The sequence below is a fragment of the Nonomuraea sp. NPDC047897 genome (assembly GCF_043204415.1).
Classification (GTDB): domain Bacteria; phylum Actinomycetota; class Actinomycetes; order Streptosporangiales; family Streptosporangiaceae; genus Nonomuraea.
Map to the genome: position 1 here is coordinate 339,990 of NZ_JBIDCC010000003.1, position 16,489 is coordinate 356,478.

Genomic DNA, 16,489 nt, shown 5'->3' on the forward strand with positions numbered 1-16,489 from the left:
GGGCATGTATTCCCGACGGGTAAACTTGCCCGCATTATGGACACCACAGTGGGGCTCCGCGAACGCAAGAAGGCCGAGACACGCCAGGCGGTGCACGAGGCCACGCTGCGGCTCGCCGTGGAGTTCGGCCTCGACAACGTCACGGTCGAGGCCATCGCCGACGCCGCCAACATCTCCCGCCGGACGTTCTCCAACTACTTCGACAGCAAGGAGGACGCGCTGCTCTACGGCGACGAGCGGCGCCTCGGCGAGCTGGTGCGGCACGTACGCGACCAACCGGCCGGACAGTCGGCCTGGCAGGCGCTGCGCGCAGCCATGAAATGCCTCTACGACGAGAACGGCATCCCCGACAGGGAGTGGCTGATCCGCACCAAGCTGGCCAAACGACACCCCTCACTGCTCGCCAGGCAGCTCGCCAATCACGTCCGGTTGGAGAACGAGCTGACCCAAGCGCTGGCCGGCCGCGCGGCCGGCGGCATCCCCGCCGAGGTGATCACCGCGGCCTTCCTCGCCGGGCTGCGCGTCGCCACCCAACTGTGGATCGCCGACGGCGAGACGCGCAACCTCCAAGAGGTCACCGACCAGGTGCTCGACCAGATCGCCCAGCCGTTCGGCTGAGCGGCGCCTCGACCCGATCAAGTCGACGGCCACGCACCGGCGTTCCGGTCCGAGGCCGAACGGGGGTACACAGGGGGAACCGTTAGCAGCCGAATGAAGCCCAAGGCTGCCCCTGGACGCTCTCAGCGCGTTTCCGCCGCTCGATCAGGTGTTGATCTCCAAGACCCAGACCGAGATGTGGTCAGGGCCGTGCGTGTAGACGACACGGAAGATTTCGGTCCGTAGCTCGAACGCGTCGGGGATGCCGCCGTACGGGACCGCTCGGAGTGGCTCGGGATCCTCGATCAGATCGAGCAGGGTGTCCGCGATGGCGGCACGTAGGGTGGGCGCCGCCTGGCGCAGAATGTCGAGGACCGCGCGGTCTACATGGAGGAGTCGTTTCAAGAGCGCTCGCCATCGCCAGAGGCTGGTAGGTCAAGGGCGGCGTACAGGGCGGCCTTGCTGTCGTAGGTCATCATCTCGCGCTCGCCGCGCTCGTGAGCGGCGACTGCCGCAGCGACGCGGGCGGCCTCCAGTTCGTGGCGGGCGCGGAGCAGTTCCTCGTAGTCGGCTTCGGAGATGAGTACGGCGCGCTCATCGGCCGATCGGGTGATCCGGGTGACTTGGTGGCCGTGGACGGCTCGGGCCACGAGGGTGCCGAGTCTGTTACGGGCCTCCACGATGCCCAACGCGTCAGGTGTCATGCACTTCACCCTACGCGCACCCTGTACACCATGCACGTGGTGCACATGGTGTACATACCCCTGATTGAGTGCGATGGCGAAGTACACCACGAGGCTGTAGGTGGCCAGCGTGCCCGGGGTCCGACCTCAAGGCGCCGGGCGATCGAGCGTGCCGGTGGCGGCGAACGTGCGGGTGGCTGGCGAGTTCTGGTGTCAACCGAGGCGCGAGCTTGGCGTGCACGGCCTGTCGCAGGAAGGCGTGCTTACGCTGGCGGGCGATGAAGCCGGCCACGCCACGTCGTCGACCGCGAGCCACGGCGCAGCGGCCAGGGCCGTGGGCGTGAGCCCGGCGAACGTCGCAACCTCCCGGTGCAGGTGGGATTGGTCGACGTAGCCGCTCTCGGCGGCGACGCGGGCGGCGGCGTGACCCGCCGAGAGCAGGTGGGCGGCGTGGTCGAAGCGCACCAGCCGGGCGGCGCGTTTCGGGGTGATGCCGAGCTGGGACCCGAAACGGGACCACAGGCGCTTGCGGCTCCAGCCGACCTCGTCTGCAAGACCGTCGACCCGCACCTGCCCCCGGCTGGCGAACGTCCGCCGCCAGGCGTGGGCGACCTCGGGGTCGACCGGCGGGTGGGCGCCCAGCCGCCGGCCCAGGATGTCCGCCGCGATCGCGAAGCGTTCGTCCCACGACGCGGTGGCGCGCAGCCTGTTCTCGGCCTGCCCGGCGTCGCGGCCCCAGACGTCCTCAAGGGCTGCCACCGTCCCGCTGAGCTCGGCCGACGCGCCGAACAACGTGGCCGCCACGACCGGCTCCAGCCGGATCTGGAGCAGCTCGCCGACTCCCTGGCCAGTCGCCCGGAGGTCGCCGGGAAGGAGCCCGACGACGACGCTGCCGTGCTCGTGCCGGCCATGGGTTTCGTAGGCGACGCCGGCTCCCTCGCTCAGATCGACGAGCAGGGTGACGGACGGATACGCGACCAAGGAGATGTCCACCGAGGCCGGGGCACGGTGGCGGAACCCGGCCATGCTGACTCCCGGCAGCCCGACCGACGGCCGCGGGATCGCGAGGTCCACCCATGCCCGGTCAGGCGACGTCCCGGCCGGCAACACATGGCCAGTCTAGGCATCAGGCGTTACGGGTGGTCGACGGCCCCGTTGCCGTGAAGCTCAGCAGCAGTTCGCCGACCTTCTCGGGCGCTTCCAGCATGGGCAGGTGCCCGACGCCTGGCAGCAGCTCGACCCGCGCGTTCGGCACCGCCTCGTACCGGTGCGCCGAGGACGGCTCCCAGCGGGGGTCCGCAGCACCGAAGATCACCTGTATGGGGACTCCGAGGGCGGCCAGACGCCTGGGCACGCTCCGTTCGGCGATGTAGGCGGTGTTCTGGCGCAGCACCATCCTCATCACGCGGTAAGTGATGCCCCGTACGTCGGCGACCACGTCGTCCGGGAGGTCCACCGGGCGAGCGGCCGTCGCGCTGATCCCCTTGCGGATCATCGCATCCGAACGCCTCGGCCAGATGAGCGGGCCCAACGGCGGGGCCAGCAGCACCCGAAGAATGAACGGCTGCCGGAGGAGCGCCTCCGGACTCGGGCCGCTACTGATCAACGAGAGCGAACCGACGAGGTCGGGACGTTGCTCGGCGAGCGCGGTGGCGACGTAGCCGCCGCTGGAGTGCCCGGCCACGGCGACATGACGAAGCCCATGGTCGTCCAGCAGCGCCGCCACCTGACCCGCCTGCGCGGGCACGTCATACGACGGCGCGGGCGGGGACTGGCCGCAACCCGGCAGGTCGACCCGGATGACGTGATGGTGGCCGGCCAGCGTTGGGACCACCGGACCCCAGAAACCGCCCGAGGCCCCCGACCCGTGGATGAGCAGCAGCGGCGGCGCCTGCCGCGGGCCGTCATGGACCACGTGCATCCCATGCGAGTGCTCAATGTCGTATTCACTCATAGGGAGACTGTGCACGGGCGGCCGGCCGCCGGTCTTGGACAAATGTTCCCGCGGAGTCGAAAACCGGATGGCCGTCACCATGACGGCTGCACCAGCTACCGTCATCGGCCGGTAAGGTGATCATGATGGCGGACGCGCGGCTGACCACTCACGGTGATGTCTCCACGGCCATGGCCCGCTACGGCGACCGGGAGTTGGCCGAGCTGCTGGAGCGCGAGGCCGTGCCTCTCGGCACCGGTATCGGCGGGACGTCCGCCCGGCTTGAGGTCGGCGGCGCCTCGGTCTTCGTCAAACGCGTGCCCCTCACCGAGCCCGAACTGCGCCACCCGCACTCGACGGCCGACCTGTTCGGGCTGCCGCCTTTCTGTCAGTACGGCATCGGCTCGCCCGGTTTCGGCGCGTGGCGCGAACTGGCCGCGCACACGATGACCACCGAGTGGGTGCTGACCGGCCGGTTCCCCGGCTTCCCGCTGCTGTATCACTGGCGGGTGCTGCCCAACGCCGAGCCCGCCCCGCTGTACGGAGAGCTGGCCGACATCGATCGGGCGGTCACGTTCTGGGAGGGCGCGCCCGGCGTGCGCCGCCGCCTTGAGGCGCTGGCAGAGGCTCCGGCGAGCCTGACGCTCTTCCTGGAGTACTTCCCCCACAACCTGCACCAGTGGCTGGAGGAGCGGGTGCGCGCGGGCGACGCCATCCACGCCTGCACCCTGGCGGACCAGGCGCTGCGTGAGGTCGTGTCTGTCATGAACGCGGGCGGCCTCCTGCACTTCGACGCGCATTTCGAGAACATCCTCACCGACGGGCACCGCTTCTACCTGACCGACTTCGGGCAGGCCACCTCGACCCGGTTCGACCTGACAGAGGAGGAACAGGCCTTTTATCACCGGCACGTGACCTTCGACCGCACCTACACGCTGACGTACCTGGTGAACTGGCTGGCTGGCACCTTCCACGGCGCCGACTGGCCGGGGCGTCGCGAACTGGTGCGGAAGTGGGCGGCGGGAGAGCGCCCGGCCGGCGTGCCCGACGGGGTCGCGGCCCTGCTGTCGCGGCACAGCCCGCTGGCCACCGTGCTGAACGACTTCTACCACGATCTGCAAAGTGAGAGCAGGAAGACGCCGTACCCGCTGGAGGAGATCCGCCGGGTCGCCGGACGGCACGCCCTGCCGCTCGATTGAAGGTCACACCTCCTGCTTGAGGCGCCACCTGTCCGCCCGGGCACGGTCACATCGGTCCGGCCGCGGGTCCCGTCGCCGGCTGGTGGCGTTCGGTGAACAGCGTGGCGACGAGCTCGCCGCGGCTGGAGATGCCCGCCTTGCCGAAGACCGCCTTGAGGTGGCCGCGGACGGTGTGCGGGGAGATGACCAGCGCCGCCGCGATCTCAGCGGTCGACAGCCCGCCGGCCACCAGCCGGGCGACCTCGAACTCCCGCGGCGTCAGGCCGAACGCCTGGGCGACGATGCCGGCCAGGTCGGCGGGGGTCGCGGGCTCGATGACGAGCGCCACCGGTCCCGGCCGGCCGCCGGGGCCGCTCAGGCAAGAAGCGCGGCAGCTCAGCCATCCGCCGTCGCGGGTCCGGATCCGCACCCGGGCACTGCCGCGATCGCGGCCCCCGGCGATGGCGCGCGCCTGCAGTGCCGTTCCGATCAGCCAGATGGGCAGCCTGACCCCGAGCGCCGACGGCATGGACGGGCCGTCGGGCAGCAGCGCGAGATACCGCCGGGCCTCCTCGTTGATCGACGCGGCCTCGCCGTGCTCGTCGAACAGCAGCAGGCCCGGCGCCGACCCGCCGGGCTCGGGATCCGCGCCGGACGGGCGGGCGAACCGGCGCAGCCGGCCGGCGAGCGGACCCGACAGCGTGGCGAGCAACGCGATGTCGTCCGGGCCGAACGCCGTGCCTCCCCGCATGCGGAACAGGCTCACCACTGCCCACGGCCGGTCGCCGATCCGCAGCACGGCCCGCAGTTCGTCGTCCACGCCCTGGCCGCCGAGCAGCCGGCGGAAGCGGGCGCTGCGCGCGGGCAGGTCGCCGGTGGCCGCGCGCAGACCGGCCGCGGGGACGGCGGCGCGGGCGAGATCGCGGAACGGGACGACGTTCTCCTCCAGCAGCTCGCTCTCCCAGTAGGCCGCGCAGCCCTCGCCGGACCCCATGTTCTCGACCAGCATCGGCGCGGTGACCAGGCCCGTCTCCGGGTCTGTCGCCGTCCACACGGCCGCGTCGAACGGCACCAGCCGCCGCAGCCGCGCCGAGGCGCGGCCGAACAGGTCCAGCGCGTCACTGGCCCGCTCGACGGCCGCGAGCACTTGGGCGGGCCGGCGCACCTGGGTGGTCATGGAGCCTCCTTCCGGGCCAGTCTGCCTGGCTCGCTTCTGCTCACCAACCCCTCGTTTGAGGGGGGCATTCCGCGCCGGTCACCCGATGGCGGGGGATGGTAGGCGGCTCCGGCTCCCGCGAGTCTCGTACCGGTCTGTGGGACGAGTGAGGGAGCACCATGGGGGAGAACGAGCCGCACATCGCGATCGTCGGGGCCGGCGCCGCCGCGGTCGGCCTGCTGGACGCGCTGGCGGCCCGCGGCGCGGGACCCGGTGAGATCACCGTGTTCGAGCCGTCGCCGCGGCTGTGGCGGGGCCGGCCGTACGGGCCGGACCTGGACAGCGTGCTGGTCAACGCGCCGCCCGCCATCATGTCCATCCGCAACGGGGACTTCGGGCACTACGCGTCCTGGCTGGGGGCGGAGCGCGCCGCCGCCCACCTGGACGGCCTGCTGGGCCGGCCGCTGGTGCCCCGTGCGCTCTACGGCGACTACCTGGCGGACACCGCCGAGGCCGCCGTGGCCGCGCTGCGCGGGCGGGGCTGGCGGGTGCGCGTCGTGCCCGCCCGGGTCGTCGCGGTGACCCGCGCGGGCGGCTCCGGGCCGGTGCTGCGCACCGAGGACGGGCACGACCACCGGGCCGGCCACGTGGTGCTGTGCGTGGGCGGGGGCACGCCCCGCGACCATTACGGGCTGGACGGCGCCCCCGGTTTCGTCCGGGATCCGTACCCGCTGGCCGACACGCTCGGCCAGGTCCGGGCCGGGGACGCGGTCGCGGTGATCGGCAGCGGGCTGACCGCGGTCGACGTCGTCGTGTCGCTCGCCGCCCGCGGCCATGCCGGCCCGATCGCGCTGGCGTCGCGGAGCGGCATGCTGCCGCACGTCTGGCAACGCCCGCTCGGTCACCGGCCGGTGCACGTGACCGCCGAGCGGGTGGAGGCGCTGCACCGCGCGAACGGCACGGTCACCCTCGACGACCTCGTCGCGCTGCTGCGCGCCGAGGTCGAGGAGGCGGGGGAGGACTTCGCGGACTTCGCGGCGGAGTTGACGGCGGCCCCGCACGAGGAGCCGGTACGGCGATTGCGCCGGCAGTTGGCCGCCGTCGACGATCCCCGGATCGGGCGGCGCGTGCTGCAGGAGGCGGCGCACACCGTCGGCCCGCACGCCTGGCGGCTGCTGCCCGAGCCCGACCGTGACCGGCTGCGGCGGCACTTCCGCCTGGCCACCAGCGTCGCCTCGCCGATGGTGCCGGTGAACGCCGCCATCCTGCTGCGGCTGTTCGACTCCGGGCAGCTCACCGTCGCCGCCGGCGTGCGCAAGATCGAGGCGGTGGACGGGAGGTTCCGCCTGCGGGGCGACGGCGGCGACCTGGGCGCGGACGTCGTCGTCAACGCCGTGAACCCGCCGCCCCAGGCGGTGCCGTGGGCGGCCGAGCCGCTGGTCGGCTCCCTTCTCGCCGGGGGGCTGGCGGCGCTTCACCCGTCCGGCGGGCTGGTTCCCGCCGACCCGCGGCTGCACGTGGTGGGCGACCTCGCCGGAGGCGGCCCGTTCATCACCTCCAGCATCCCCGGCGTCGCCGGCCGGGCCGCGCGGGCGGTTCACGGGCTGCTCGCCACGCACGCGGGCTGACCGGCCGCGGGCCGGCCGAACCGCCGGCGGTGAGGGGTACGACCGGGGTCGGAGACGGGGATGGCACCTGGGTCGCACCCGGTCCGGACATCAGGCCGATGCGGCGGTGCTGCCGCTTCTCCGACGATGGGCGCATGACCCTTCTGGAGATCTCCGTGGTGGTGAGCGCCGCCGTTGTCGTGCTGGCCCGCTGGACGCCGCCCCGGGCGCGGCGGGCGGTGACGTCGGCCGCGGTCGCGGCATTCGTGCTGTGCGGAGCGGCGCTGGTGCCGGCCGGCGTGCGCTGGCAGCTATTGCCGGTCCTGGCCGGGGGGTCGCTGGCGGCGCCGTTCGCGGTGTCGCCCCTGCTGCGGCGGCGGCCCGGACGGCCGGCGTGGCGGGCGCGATGGTGGCTGGCCGCCCCGGGCACGGCGGCGTGCGCGGGGCTCGTGGCCGCTGGGGTGGCGGCGGCGTGGGCGCTGCCCCGGCCGGTGTTCCCCGAGCCGTCGGGCCCGTACGCCGTGGGCACGAGCGTGCTGCGATGGACCGACCCGGACCGGCCCGAGACCGCCACCGCCGAGCCGGGCGACCGGCGGACGGTCGTGGTCCAGCTCTGGTATCCCGCCCGGCCGAGCCCGGCGGGCGTGGACCGGGCGCGGTATCTCGGTCGCACCGATCGGGAGGCGCGAGCCGTCGCCCGCGGCCTGACCGGCTATCTCGGCGTGCCCGGCTTCCTGCTCGACGAGGCGCCGCAGGCCAGGTCGCACGCGGTGTTCGACGCCCCGGCCGCCGATGGCGGCCGGTGGCCCGTCGTGCTGTTCTCGCCCGGGCTGGGCGGGGTCCGCACCCAGAACACCGCCTGGGCGGAGGAGCTGGCCGGCCGCGGCTACGCGGTCGCCGCCCTCGACCACCCGTACGACTCGGCTGTCGTCACCCTTGAGGGGGGCCGGACGGTGCGCACGCGGCTGGTCGCCACCGGTGACCCGGCCGAGGACGCCCGGCGGGCGGCCGGGTGGACGGCGGTGCGGGCCGCCGACCTGAGCTTCGTGCTCACCCAGCTCGACCGGCTCGACCGGGGTGAGCTCCCCGGCCCGCGGGTTCCCGGAACGCTGACCGGCCGGCTCGACACCGGCCGGGCCGCGGTGACCGGGCACTCCATCGGCGGCGGAGCCGCCCTGCAGGCGGCCCACCAGGACCCCCGGTTCGCGGCTGTGATCAACCTGGACGGCTTTCCGCACGACCCCGACCCGCGACCGTTCGGCCAGCCGTTCCTCGCCCTCACCCATCCGGTCGGGCCGGACGAGAACCAGGACTACCTCCCGCGCCTGACGCGGGTGCTCAAGCTCGGCACCGCGACCGGCTATCACGTGACGGTCCGCGGCGCGGCGCACCTGTCCTTCACCGACGCGCCGCTCTTCCTGCCGCCGCTGCCCTCGCTCGTCGGCTCGCTGGGCCGCGACGGTGGACCGCGCCTCACGGCCGAGGCCACCGCCGCCTTCCTGGACGTCACCCTGCGTGGCAGGCGGGCGGACCTCGTCGCCCGCCTGTCGGGGTACGGCGTCCTCACCGTCCACCGGGGCGGAGACCGGTGAACCGTCGCACGTCCGCCGTGCGCGGCCCCTGATCGGTCGAGCTCACGGGTGCAGGCCGGCCGCCAGGCGTGGTCGCAGCGGGGTCAGCCAGTGCCGGTAGCGCGCGTCGCGGCCGTGCACGGCCTCGGTGTAGGCGGCGGCCAGCGCCCTCGTCACCGGGCCCGGCGTGGCCAGGTCGCGCCCGTCGACCGACCGCACCGGCACCACTCCGGCGGCGGTGCCGCACAGGAACACCTCGTCGGCGCCGTAGAGGTCGGAGCGCATCACGTCGCGCCTGGTCACCGGCATGCCGAGGTCGGCCGCCAGGCGTTCGACGGTGTCCTGCGTGATGCCCTCCAGCGCCCCGGCGCTCGCCTGCGGCGTGCCGATCCGGCCCGCGCGCACCACGAACAGGTTGGCGGCGGTGCACTCGCTGACCTGCCCGGCCGCGTTGAGCAGCACCGCCTCGTCGTAGCCGGCCTCGACCGCCTCGGCCTTGGCGAGGACCGAGTTGAGGTAGGGGCCCGTCGCCTTGGCCGCCGTGGGCACGGCCGCCTGGTCGTTGCGGCGCCACGAGCTGGTCATCAGCCGTACGCCGGAGGCCGGCGCCGCCCACTCCCACGTCGCGATCGACACCACGACCGGGTTGGCGCGCGCCGCCAGCCCAAGTTCGCCGTAGCCGCGGTGCACCAGGTGGCGGATGTAGCAGGCGCGGTGGCCGTTGGCGGCGACGATTTCCAGGGTGGCCTCGGCCAGCTCGTCCACGTCGTACGGCACCCGCATCCCGAGGATCCGGGCGCTGCGGTGGAGGCGTTCGAGGTGCTCGCGCAGCCGGAACACGGCCGGGCCCGCACCGGTGTCGAACGCCCGTGTCCCCTCCAGCACACCGGTGCCGTAGTGCAGGGCGTGCGAGAGCACGTGCACCCTGGCCTCGCCCCACGGGACCAGCGTGCCGTCCATCCAGATGTGGCCTGTCTCCAAAGGACACCACCCTCCTCAAGTGGCTCAGCACGCTATGCCATTGAACAGCCAAGTGGCAAGCTAGTATGGGCCGCATGGAACCGCTCCTCACGCTGCTCCGCGACCGGCTCCGGCTGCACCAGGGTTCGCCCAGCCGCCGCCTCGCGGGAGCCCTGGCCGACCTCACCCAGACCGGCGCCCTCACCCCGGGCGACCGGCTGCCGTCGGAGCGGGAGCTGGCCCAGGCCGTCGACATGAGCCGGGGCACCGTGGCGGCCGCGTTCAACGCGCTCTGTGAGGAAGGACTCTGCGAGCGCCGCCACGGCAGCGGCACCTACGTCACGCGCGCCCGGTCCATGGCCGGCCTGATCACCGGCGCCGTCCTGCCCGCCGACCTGTCGACCTCCGTGGTGCCCGACCCCTCCCACCTGGCGATGCCGCCGCTCGACCCGGCCATGCTGCTGCGCAGCCCGAGCGGCCACGGCTACGACGCCATGGGCGACCCGCGGCTGCGCGGCCTGCTGGGCTCCGCCGACGCCGCGGCCGCCACCGGGTCCGTGCTGATCACCGGAGGAGCGCAGCAGAGCATCGACCTGGCCGCGCGCACGCTGCTGCGCGCAGGGGAGCGGGTGCTCGTCGGCGATCCCACGTACGTAGGAGCCCTCGCCGCGTTCCGCCGGACCGGAGCCCACGCCGTGCCCGTGGACCTCGCCGATCCCGGCGCCGCCGAGGCCGCCTTCGCCCGCCACCGCCCGGCCGCCGTCTACGTGGTCGGCGTCGACAACCCCACCGGCTCCCTCCCCGAGGTGCGGCACGTCGCCGAGCTGGCCGCAGCCGAAGGCGTGCCGCTGGTCGAGGACCGCACCCTGGCGCCCCTCGTCTATGACGGAGCCTCCCCGCCCGAGCCGCTGTCCCGGCTGCATCCGCGCGGCACGGTGACGGTCGGTTCGCTGTCCAAGGTGCTGTGGGGCGGGCTGCGGGTCGGTTGGCTGACGGCGCCCGAGGCGCTACTGGCCCGGATCACCGAGGTCAAGCTCGACTCCGATCTGGCCACCAGCGCCGTGGCGCAACGGCTGGCGGCCGAACTGCTGGAGCACAACCCCGTCGGGCCGTGGGTGACCGAGCTGGCGCGCCGCCGCGACCGCTTCGTCGCCGCCCTGGCCGAGCGGCTGCCCGAGTGGTCGTGGGCCCGCCCGTGCGGGGGGCTGTCGGTGTGGGTCCGGCTTCCCGGAGCCGACGGCGACCGGTTCGCGGCGCTGGCCCGCGAGGAGGGGGTGGCGGTCGCGCCCGGCTCGCTGTTCTCGCCGGACGGCCGGCACCGCGACCACCTGCGCCTCAGCTTCGCCCCACCACCTGCGGTGGCCGACCAGGCCGTGGCGGCGCTGGCCCGCGCCTGGGCGCGGCTGCGTTGACCTTGACGCGACGTCAAGGTCTTAACTGGGAGCATGCGGATCGGAGAGCTGGCCGCGCTGCTGGGAGTCTCGACCCGGACAGTGCGCCACTACCATCATCAGGGCGTCCTGCCCGAGCCCGCCCGCCGGGCCAACGGCTACCGCGAGTACGGCATGCGCGACGCGCTGGCGCTGGCCCGCGTCCGCAGGCTGGTCCAGCTCGGGCTCAGTCTGGACGAGGCACGTGACGTCATCGCCGACGACCGGGACAGGGAGCTGCCGGAGATCCTGGCCCAGATCGACGCCGACCTGGCGCGGCAGGAACACGAGATCCGCGCCAGACGGGCCCGGCTCGCCGAGCTGATCGGCAAGGCCGAGGCGGGCGTCCTCGGGCCGGACGACACGGTCTCACCGGAGCTGGCGGCCTACCTCCGGCAGGTGGACGCACCACGGTCCGGGGCGTCCGCGTGGGATCACGACCTGCTGGTGCTCGTCGACAGCATGGGCCAGGCCGACGCGGAGGACCCCTCGTGGGCGACGTTCGCGACGCTGGCCGCAGACCCGGAGCTGGCGGCGCGCGGCGACGACTTCTACCGGCGGCTGGACGAGCTGGCCGGTGCCGATCCGGCCGATCCGCGGGTCACCGCCCTGGCCGCCGAGCTTGCCGGCTTCACCGCCGAGCACCTGCTCAACGGCGACGCCACGGCCACGGCCGGCTGGGACATGACGGCCGTCGAACCGTTCCTCGACGAGCTGGCCCCCGGCCAGGCCGAGGTCGTCCGCCAGGCGGTGCGCCGCATCGCCGAGCACGTGGGCGCCACCGGAGCGGATCGTCGCGAGGCCCCACCCACCCGGCCCGTCAGGTGACTTCAAGAGGGGGCATCAGATCGGCCTGCCGGAATGCCGCCGCACCTGTCATCGTCGGATCATGGCTGCCGCGAGGACCGTCAGAACCCCGCTGTTCCTTCTGTCCGGCTCCGTTCTTCTCATGTTGGCCGGCTGGTGGCAGTACGAGGCGGCAGTGCCCTCGTTCCCGGTGGTCGGCGACACCAGCACGGTGTCGCTGCTGATCCGCGGCCCGGCCCGGGACGTGGACGTCAAGCTGATCGCGACGGACCCCCCGGGGCTGGCGGTCGAGGTCCTGGCGACGGTCGACCGGATCAAGTCCGGCGAGTGCGTGCTGGCGGACGTGCACTTCTACACCGACGGACCCCTGCGGTCGACGACCACCCGGCTGTGCCCGCCGCCACCGGGCACGCGCGGTGTGCTGGCGGCGGTGTTCAAGCCGGTCAAGCCGCTGGTCGCGAAGAGCGGTTCGACCACGGTGGTGCGGATGCCCGAGGTGACCGCGACCTGGTTCGGCACCGATCGTGAGTACGACGTCGCGTACGAGGTCACCTTCGCCCGCACGGACCGGGCGGCCCAGAACGGGCTGAAGCCCGAGGCGGTCTCACCCGACTACCGGGGTCCGGGGCTGCGGTGGGCGCGGCGGCAGGTGGCGAACACCCCGGGCATTCCCGAGGCGGCCCCGTACGGCACGTTCACCGACGTCGCGGCGGAGAAGGCGGCGAACCGGTCGCTGTTCTGGGCCGGCTTGCTGGGCGGCGCGGCGCTGTCGGTGCTGGCGTGGGCGGGCGACCTGGCGCTGGCGGGGGCGGCGGAGCGGCGGCGGGAGAGCGAACGGCGCGCGGAGGCCGAGGCCGAGCGGCGGGAGATCGCCGAGCTGGCGGCGGCACGGGTGCTGGCTGCGCTGGAGGAGCGCCTGCCGGCCGCGCCCGACCGGGACGCCGTCGCCATCCGGCGGCGTCCGGCGGGCCGGGTGGCGGGGTGGCGCGGCTGGTTACGTCGGCTGGCGAGACGGCCACGCTGCTGAGCGACCCCGGGCGCCCGCACGGCCGCTCAGGGAGGGCCGTTCCAAGGCCGGACCCTGCCCCGGGAGCAGTCGCTGCCGACGGTCACGGTGCTCGTAGGTAGGCCACGGCGAACGTGTGATCGCCCGGGGCTCCGGCGGCGGTGTGACACCAGAGGTGGACCGACACCCGGGGCGGGGCCGAGTAGGAGTCGATGGTTGCGAGGTGGCAGTACCCGCCGCCGGTACCGGTCGCCGTGACCTGCACGCTGTCTCCGGTCCTGCCCAGGGTTTCCCAGGTCAGCCGATAGTGGCCGGTGCCGAGCCGCGTGAGCGCGGGCGTCTCGCCGTTGCCGCTGAAGGACCGTTCCGGGTCCACGACCGGAGCGGCCGGGTCGCCGGTCACGCTGACGTACGCCGCCGGGGTCGTGCCGTCCCGGTGCAGGCCGGCGCCGTCCACGTACGACAACAACCAGGGCGAGTCCGCCGGCACCGCGCCGCCGATCGCGTGGCAGGCCACGGCGATCTCCACCCGGTCCGCGCCCGATGTGCTCCCGGCCGGGACGCAGCGGGCCGCCGCGCCGTCACCGTACGGCGTGACCTGGACGTGTCCGGCGCCGGACGCGAACGCCGAGCCCTCCAGCGTCACCCGGTAGCGCCCGAGGCCCTCGCGCGTGACGCGGTTGACGCCCCCGTCGGAATTGACCGTGCCGGCGTTGAACACCGGGTTCACCGAGCCTGTGCCGCCGGCGCCGTCGTACCTGACCGTGGCGTAGGGGGCGGTGCCGGGCCCCGGCGCGGCGAAGAAGATTGTGAACCACCAGTCCGCCGGCGCGCCTGCCTCGTTGAAGCACCGCACCTTGATCACCTGGTCGGGGCCGGCGGGCGCGTACCCGGTGACTCCGCAGGTACGGCCCCGGTAGCCGGTCCGGTACGGGGTCACGTGCGCGATCCCGGCCGTCGACGCGACCCCGGGCAGGCGGACCTCGTACGTGCCCGTCCCGGTGTGGACCACGGTGGCGCGCCGATCGGCGGTGGCCGGGTCGAGCCGTCCGGTGCTCCACTGCCAGGACGGGGTGAGTGGGACGGTCTCGCCGATCGGCGCCTCGGCGGTGGTGGCCCGGTCCATGTACGCGTAGGCCCAGCGCGGCCGGGACGCCGGTCGCGGGCTGCCGGCCGCGACCAGAGCGTCCACGAGGCGCGCCCGATGGCCGATCATCTCGTCGGTGGTCGGTTCGAGTGCCACGTCGGGCGCGGGGCCGCCGCCCTCGTTCCCGGCGCGGTCGAACCTGAGGTGCTCCCAGTCGTCGAAGCCCGTCAGCCCGTCGGCGTAGCGGAAGGTGTGGGGGTAGTCGAAGTGCATCGGGACCCTGATCGACGTGTCCGGGACGAATTCGGCCTGATCGGTCGGTTCGGGCGGGGTCTGGCAGATCCCGTTGAGGCCGGCGTAGATGCGCCCGCGCTGTTTGAGGTCGTCCCCCGAGCTGTCGGTCTCCAGCTCGTCGTTGACGGGCGGGTCGCGGTCAGGGTCGGCGCCTTCGACGCACCTTTGGAACTCGCCGTTGACGTCGACCGCGACCGGCTGCTCGTCTTCCTCCCCGTCGGTGTCCCAGTCGAGGGGCGTCGAGGCGTCGCCGACGTGCAAGATGCCCTTGTTGTTCCACCAGGCCGCCATGGTATGGCGGTCGGTGCCGAGGTCCTCGCCCTCGTCGAGGCCGGTGCGGACCAGAGAGGGCAGCTTGTCGTCGGAGTAGTCGAGTCTGCTGACCTCGTCGAGGGTCCGCAGCAGGATGCTGCCGTCGGTGGCGTCCCCGAGGTCCGCCATGCGGGCCTGCCATGCACTGTGGTCGGGCAGGCCCACCGCCGAGTAGGTGTAGTTCATGACCGACAGGTAGTTCGGCTTGTAGTTCACCCGGTCGCCGCCGCCGTGGCCGAGGCCGAGCGCGTGGCCGAGCTCGTGGACGAAGGTGCCGCTCTGCATCCGTACCGGGCGCTCGCGCAGGGCGCCGAGGGTGACGAGGAAGTCCCGCCCGAAACAGCACCACCCGCCCATGTTGGTGTTGTTGGTCCGGTAACCCCACAGATTGTAGAAGAACAGGCCGGAGCGGGCCGAAGAGAAGTGGGTGGCGCGGAACGAGTGGAACGGCTGAGGTCGCCCGCCCACCGCGATGGCGAGTGGTTGCTCGCGCTCCGCGCGGCTGACCGGGATCGGCTGGTCGAGGTGAACCAGCAGCTGGACGCCCCGCTCTCGGGGGAATCCGTACGGGCAGGCGGCCTCCGCCCGGCGGGGCGCGTTGGCGAACATCGCGATCGCCTCGTCGATCGCGGCCTGGTCGGGTTTGTCGCCGAGGCCGCTGCCGGTGTCGAGCAGCCAGTCGATCTCGACCGCGATGGTGGCGCGGCAGGGGTTGGCCCCGTGGTCGGGCAGCCAGGTGTCCACGGTGCCGTCGGCGCGGGGGATGCCGTTCAGCTCGATGCGGTCGCTGAGGTGGTCGCCGTCGAGGTCCCGGTCGGGCGTGCGGTAGAGCTGGCCGCTGTTCTTCTGGAAGTAGTGCAGGAACTCCGCTCCCGGCGGGGTGCCCAGTGCGAGGAGCTCGGTCCCGGTGTCACGGTCCATGACCCGCAGGGAGACCAGGTACCAGTTGTCGGTGGCGATGTCGTCGGCGTAGTTGATGTGCTCGATGCCGAACCCCTGGGCCAGCTCGGCGGCGGTGGCGCAGCCGGGCAGCCGTGCCTGCCAGGTGTGCTCGAAGTTCGCCAGGTCGCCCGTGCGATCCTGGTGGAAGGGCCGGGGTGGGAGGTCCGCCGGGCGCTCGTCGAACAGGACCACGTGCTCACCGAGCCGGAAGATCTCCAGGGAGTCGTCCCTGATCCCGTCGCCACCCGTCGTGACCGAGATCTCCAGCCGGCAGATCCTGCGGGCGGGATCGGCCGGCGGGTCCGGCTCGCTCCCGGTGTCGAGCGGGATGGTGAGCAGTTGGTCGCTGTTCTTGTGGAAGTACTGCAGAAAGTCCTGCCCCTCGGGGGTGGTCCGCTCGGCGAGGACGGTGCCGGTGGCGCGGTCGACCACGGTCAGCGATTTCAGCATCCAGTTGTCGGCCCGGTAGTCGTCGGCGAAGCTGATGTGCTCGATGGACAGCCCCTTGGCCAGATCCGCCGTGGTGGCACAGACCGTCAGGCGGCCCGTCCACCGGAACTCGGCGTTCCCCCGGTCACCGGTGCCGCCCTGGTGGAAGGGCCGGAGAGGGAAGCCCACCGGGCGCTCCTCGAACAGGATCACCTTCTCGCCCACTCGGAAGATCTCCAGGGAGTCGTCCCTGATCCCGTCGTCGCCGGTCTCGACGACGAACTCCAGCTCGCACGTTCCGGCCGCCAGGGCGAGCGCGGGCGGAATCCCGACCAGTGCACAGGCAAGCGTCAGCAGCAGGGCGGCCAGACCACGCCCGAGGGAGGATCGCACGCCTCGACGGTAGAGAGGACGCCCGGGTGAGCCGAGGGCCGCCGCGATATCCGTACAAGTCCGTACGTGGTGTGTAACCTTGCGGCAGGTCAGGCCGACATGCA

14 protein-coding genes are annotated in these 16,489 nt (G+C 73.2%); 7 read left to right on the forward strand and 7 right to left on the reverse strand.

The features are described 5' to 3' along the window. The first annotated feature begins 36 nt into the window (after positions 1-36). Positions 37-618 carry a TetR/AcrR family transcriptional regulator gene (locus ACGF0J_RS08570; protein WP_393143387.1) on the forward strand — a complete coding sequence of 194 codons (582 nt, stop codon included), beginning with the start codon at positions 37-39 and terminating at the stop codon, positions 616-618. 144 nt (positions 619-762) lie between these two features. Here ACGF0J_RS08570 and ACGF0J_RS08575 read toward each other — a convergent pair whose 3' ends face one another. The 4 genes from ACGF0J_RS08575 to ACGF0J_RS08590 all read right to left on the reverse strand — a co-directional run bounded on the left by ACGF0J_RS08575 (position 763) and on the right by ACGF0J_RS08590 (position 3,315). After that, a complete protein-coding gene (locus ACGF0J_RS08575) occupies positions 763-1,002 on the reverse strand; it encodes a type II toxin-antitoxin system RelE/ParE family toxin (protein WP_393143389.1) in 240 nt (79 codons plus the stop codon). Further along, positions 999-1,301: a type II toxin-antitoxin system Phd/YefM family antitoxin gene (locus ACGF0J_RS08580; RefSeq protein ID WP_393143392.1), complete on the reverse strand. Its 303-nt coding sequence runs from the start codon at positions 1,299-1,301 to the stop codon at positions 999-1,001. Before ACGF0J_RS08580 ends, ACGF0J_RS08575 begins: the two co-directional genes overlap by 4 nt. Positions 1,302-1,493: 192 nt before the next feature. Beyond that, positions 1,494-2,306, reverse strand: a complete 813-nt coding sequence (locus ACGF0J_RS08585; protein WP_393143394.1) for a helix-turn-helix domain-containing protein — start codon at positions 2,304-2,306, stop codon at positions 1,494-1,496. Between the two features lie 100 nt (positions 2,307-2,406). After that, positions 2,407-3,315 (reverse strand): alpha/beta fold hydrolase, encoded by a 909-nt coding sequence (locus ACGF0J_RS08590; RefSeq protein ID WP_393143396.1) that lies wholly within the window; start codon positions 3,313-3,315, stop codon positions 2,407-2,409. A 41-nt stretch (positions 3,316-3,356) separates the two neighbouring features. Here ACGF0J_RS08590 and ACGF0J_RS08595 point away from each other — a divergent pair, with 41 nt between their 5' ends. Next, positions 3,357-4,412, forward strand: coding sequence for a protein kinase family protein (locus ACGF0J_RS08595; RefSeq protein ID WP_393143398.1), 1,056 nt, complete (start codon positions 3,357-3,359; stop codon positions 4,410-4,412). A 46-nt stretch (positions 4,413-4,458) separates the two neighbouring features. Here the strand turns inward: ACGF0J_RS08595 and ACGF0J_RS08600 are convergent, their stop codons facing one another. Next, complete coding sequence (locus tag ACGF0J_RS08600; RefSeq protein ID WP_393143400.1) at positions 4,459-5,568, reverse strand: response regulator transcription factor; 1,110 nt, start codon at positions 5,566-5,568, stop codon at positions 4,459-4,461. A 158-nt stretch (positions 5,569-5,726) separates the two neighbouring features. On the opposite strand from ACGF0J_RS08600, the gene ACGF0J_RS08605 reads away from it, so the two are divergent. Then, positions 5,727-7,175, forward strand: coding sequence for an FAD/NAD(P)-binding protein (locus ACGF0J_RS08605; protein ID WP_393143402.1), 1,449 nt, complete (start codon positions 5,727-5,729; stop codon positions 7,173-7,175). A 134-nt stretch (positions 7,176-7,309) separates the two neighbouring features. After that, the gene (locus tag ACGF0J_RS08610) at positions 7,310-8,746 is read left to right on the forward strand and encodes an alpha/beta hydrolase family protein (RefSeq protein ID WP_393143404.1); all 1,437 of its coding nucleotides are present in this window, start codon (positions 7,310-7,312) and stop codon (positions 8,744-8,746) included. Positions 8,747-8,788: 42 nt separating this feature from the next. Here the strand turns inward: ACGF0J_RS08610 and ACGF0J_RS08615 are convergent, their stop codons facing one another. After that, positions 8,789-9,706 (reverse strand): branched-chain amino acid transaminase, encoded by a 918-nt coding sequence (locus ACGF0J_RS08615; RefSeq protein WP_393143406.1) that lies wholly within the window; start codon positions 9,704-9,706, stop codon positions 8,789-8,791. A 74-nt stretch (positions 9,707-9,780) separates the two neighbouring features. On the opposite strand from ACGF0J_RS08615, the gene ACGF0J_RS08620 reads away from it, so the two are divergent. The 3 genes from ACGF0J_RS08620 to ACGF0J_RS08630 all read left to right on the forward strand — a co-directional run bounded on the left by ACGF0J_RS08620 (position 9,781) and on the right by ACGF0J_RS08630 (position 12,949). Next, complete coding sequence (locus ACGF0J_RS08620) at positions 9,781-11,097, forward strand: PLP-dependent aminotransferase family protein (RefSeq protein WP_393143408.1); 1,317 nt, start codon at positions 9,781-9,783, stop codon at positions 11,095-11,097. Positions 11,098-11,130: 33 nt separating this feature from the next. Beyond that, on the forward strand, positions 11,131-11,943 hold the full coding sequence (locus tag ACGF0J_RS08625) for a MerR family transcriptional regulator (protein ID WP_393143410.1): 813 nt from the start codon (positions 11,131-11,133) through the stop codon (positions 11,941-11,943). Positions 11,944-12,004: 61 nt separating this feature from the next. Next, on the forward strand, positions 12,005-12,949 hold the full coding sequence (locus ACGF0J_RS08630; protein ID WP_393143412.1) for a hypothetical protein: 945 nt from the start codon (positions 12,005-12,007) through the stop codon (positions 12,947-12,949). An 82-nt stretch (positions 12,950-13,031) separates the two neighbouring features. Here ACGF0J_RS08630 and ACGF0J_RS08635 read toward each other — a convergent pair whose 3' ends face one another. Beyond that, the gene (locus ACGF0J_RS08635; protein ID WP_393143414.1) at positions 13,032-16,385 is read right to left on the reverse strand and encodes a hypothetical protein; all 3,354 of its coding nucleotides are present in this window, start codon (positions 16,383-16,385) and stop codon (positions 13,032-13,034) included. Positions 16,386-16,489: the final 104 nt, after the last annotated feature.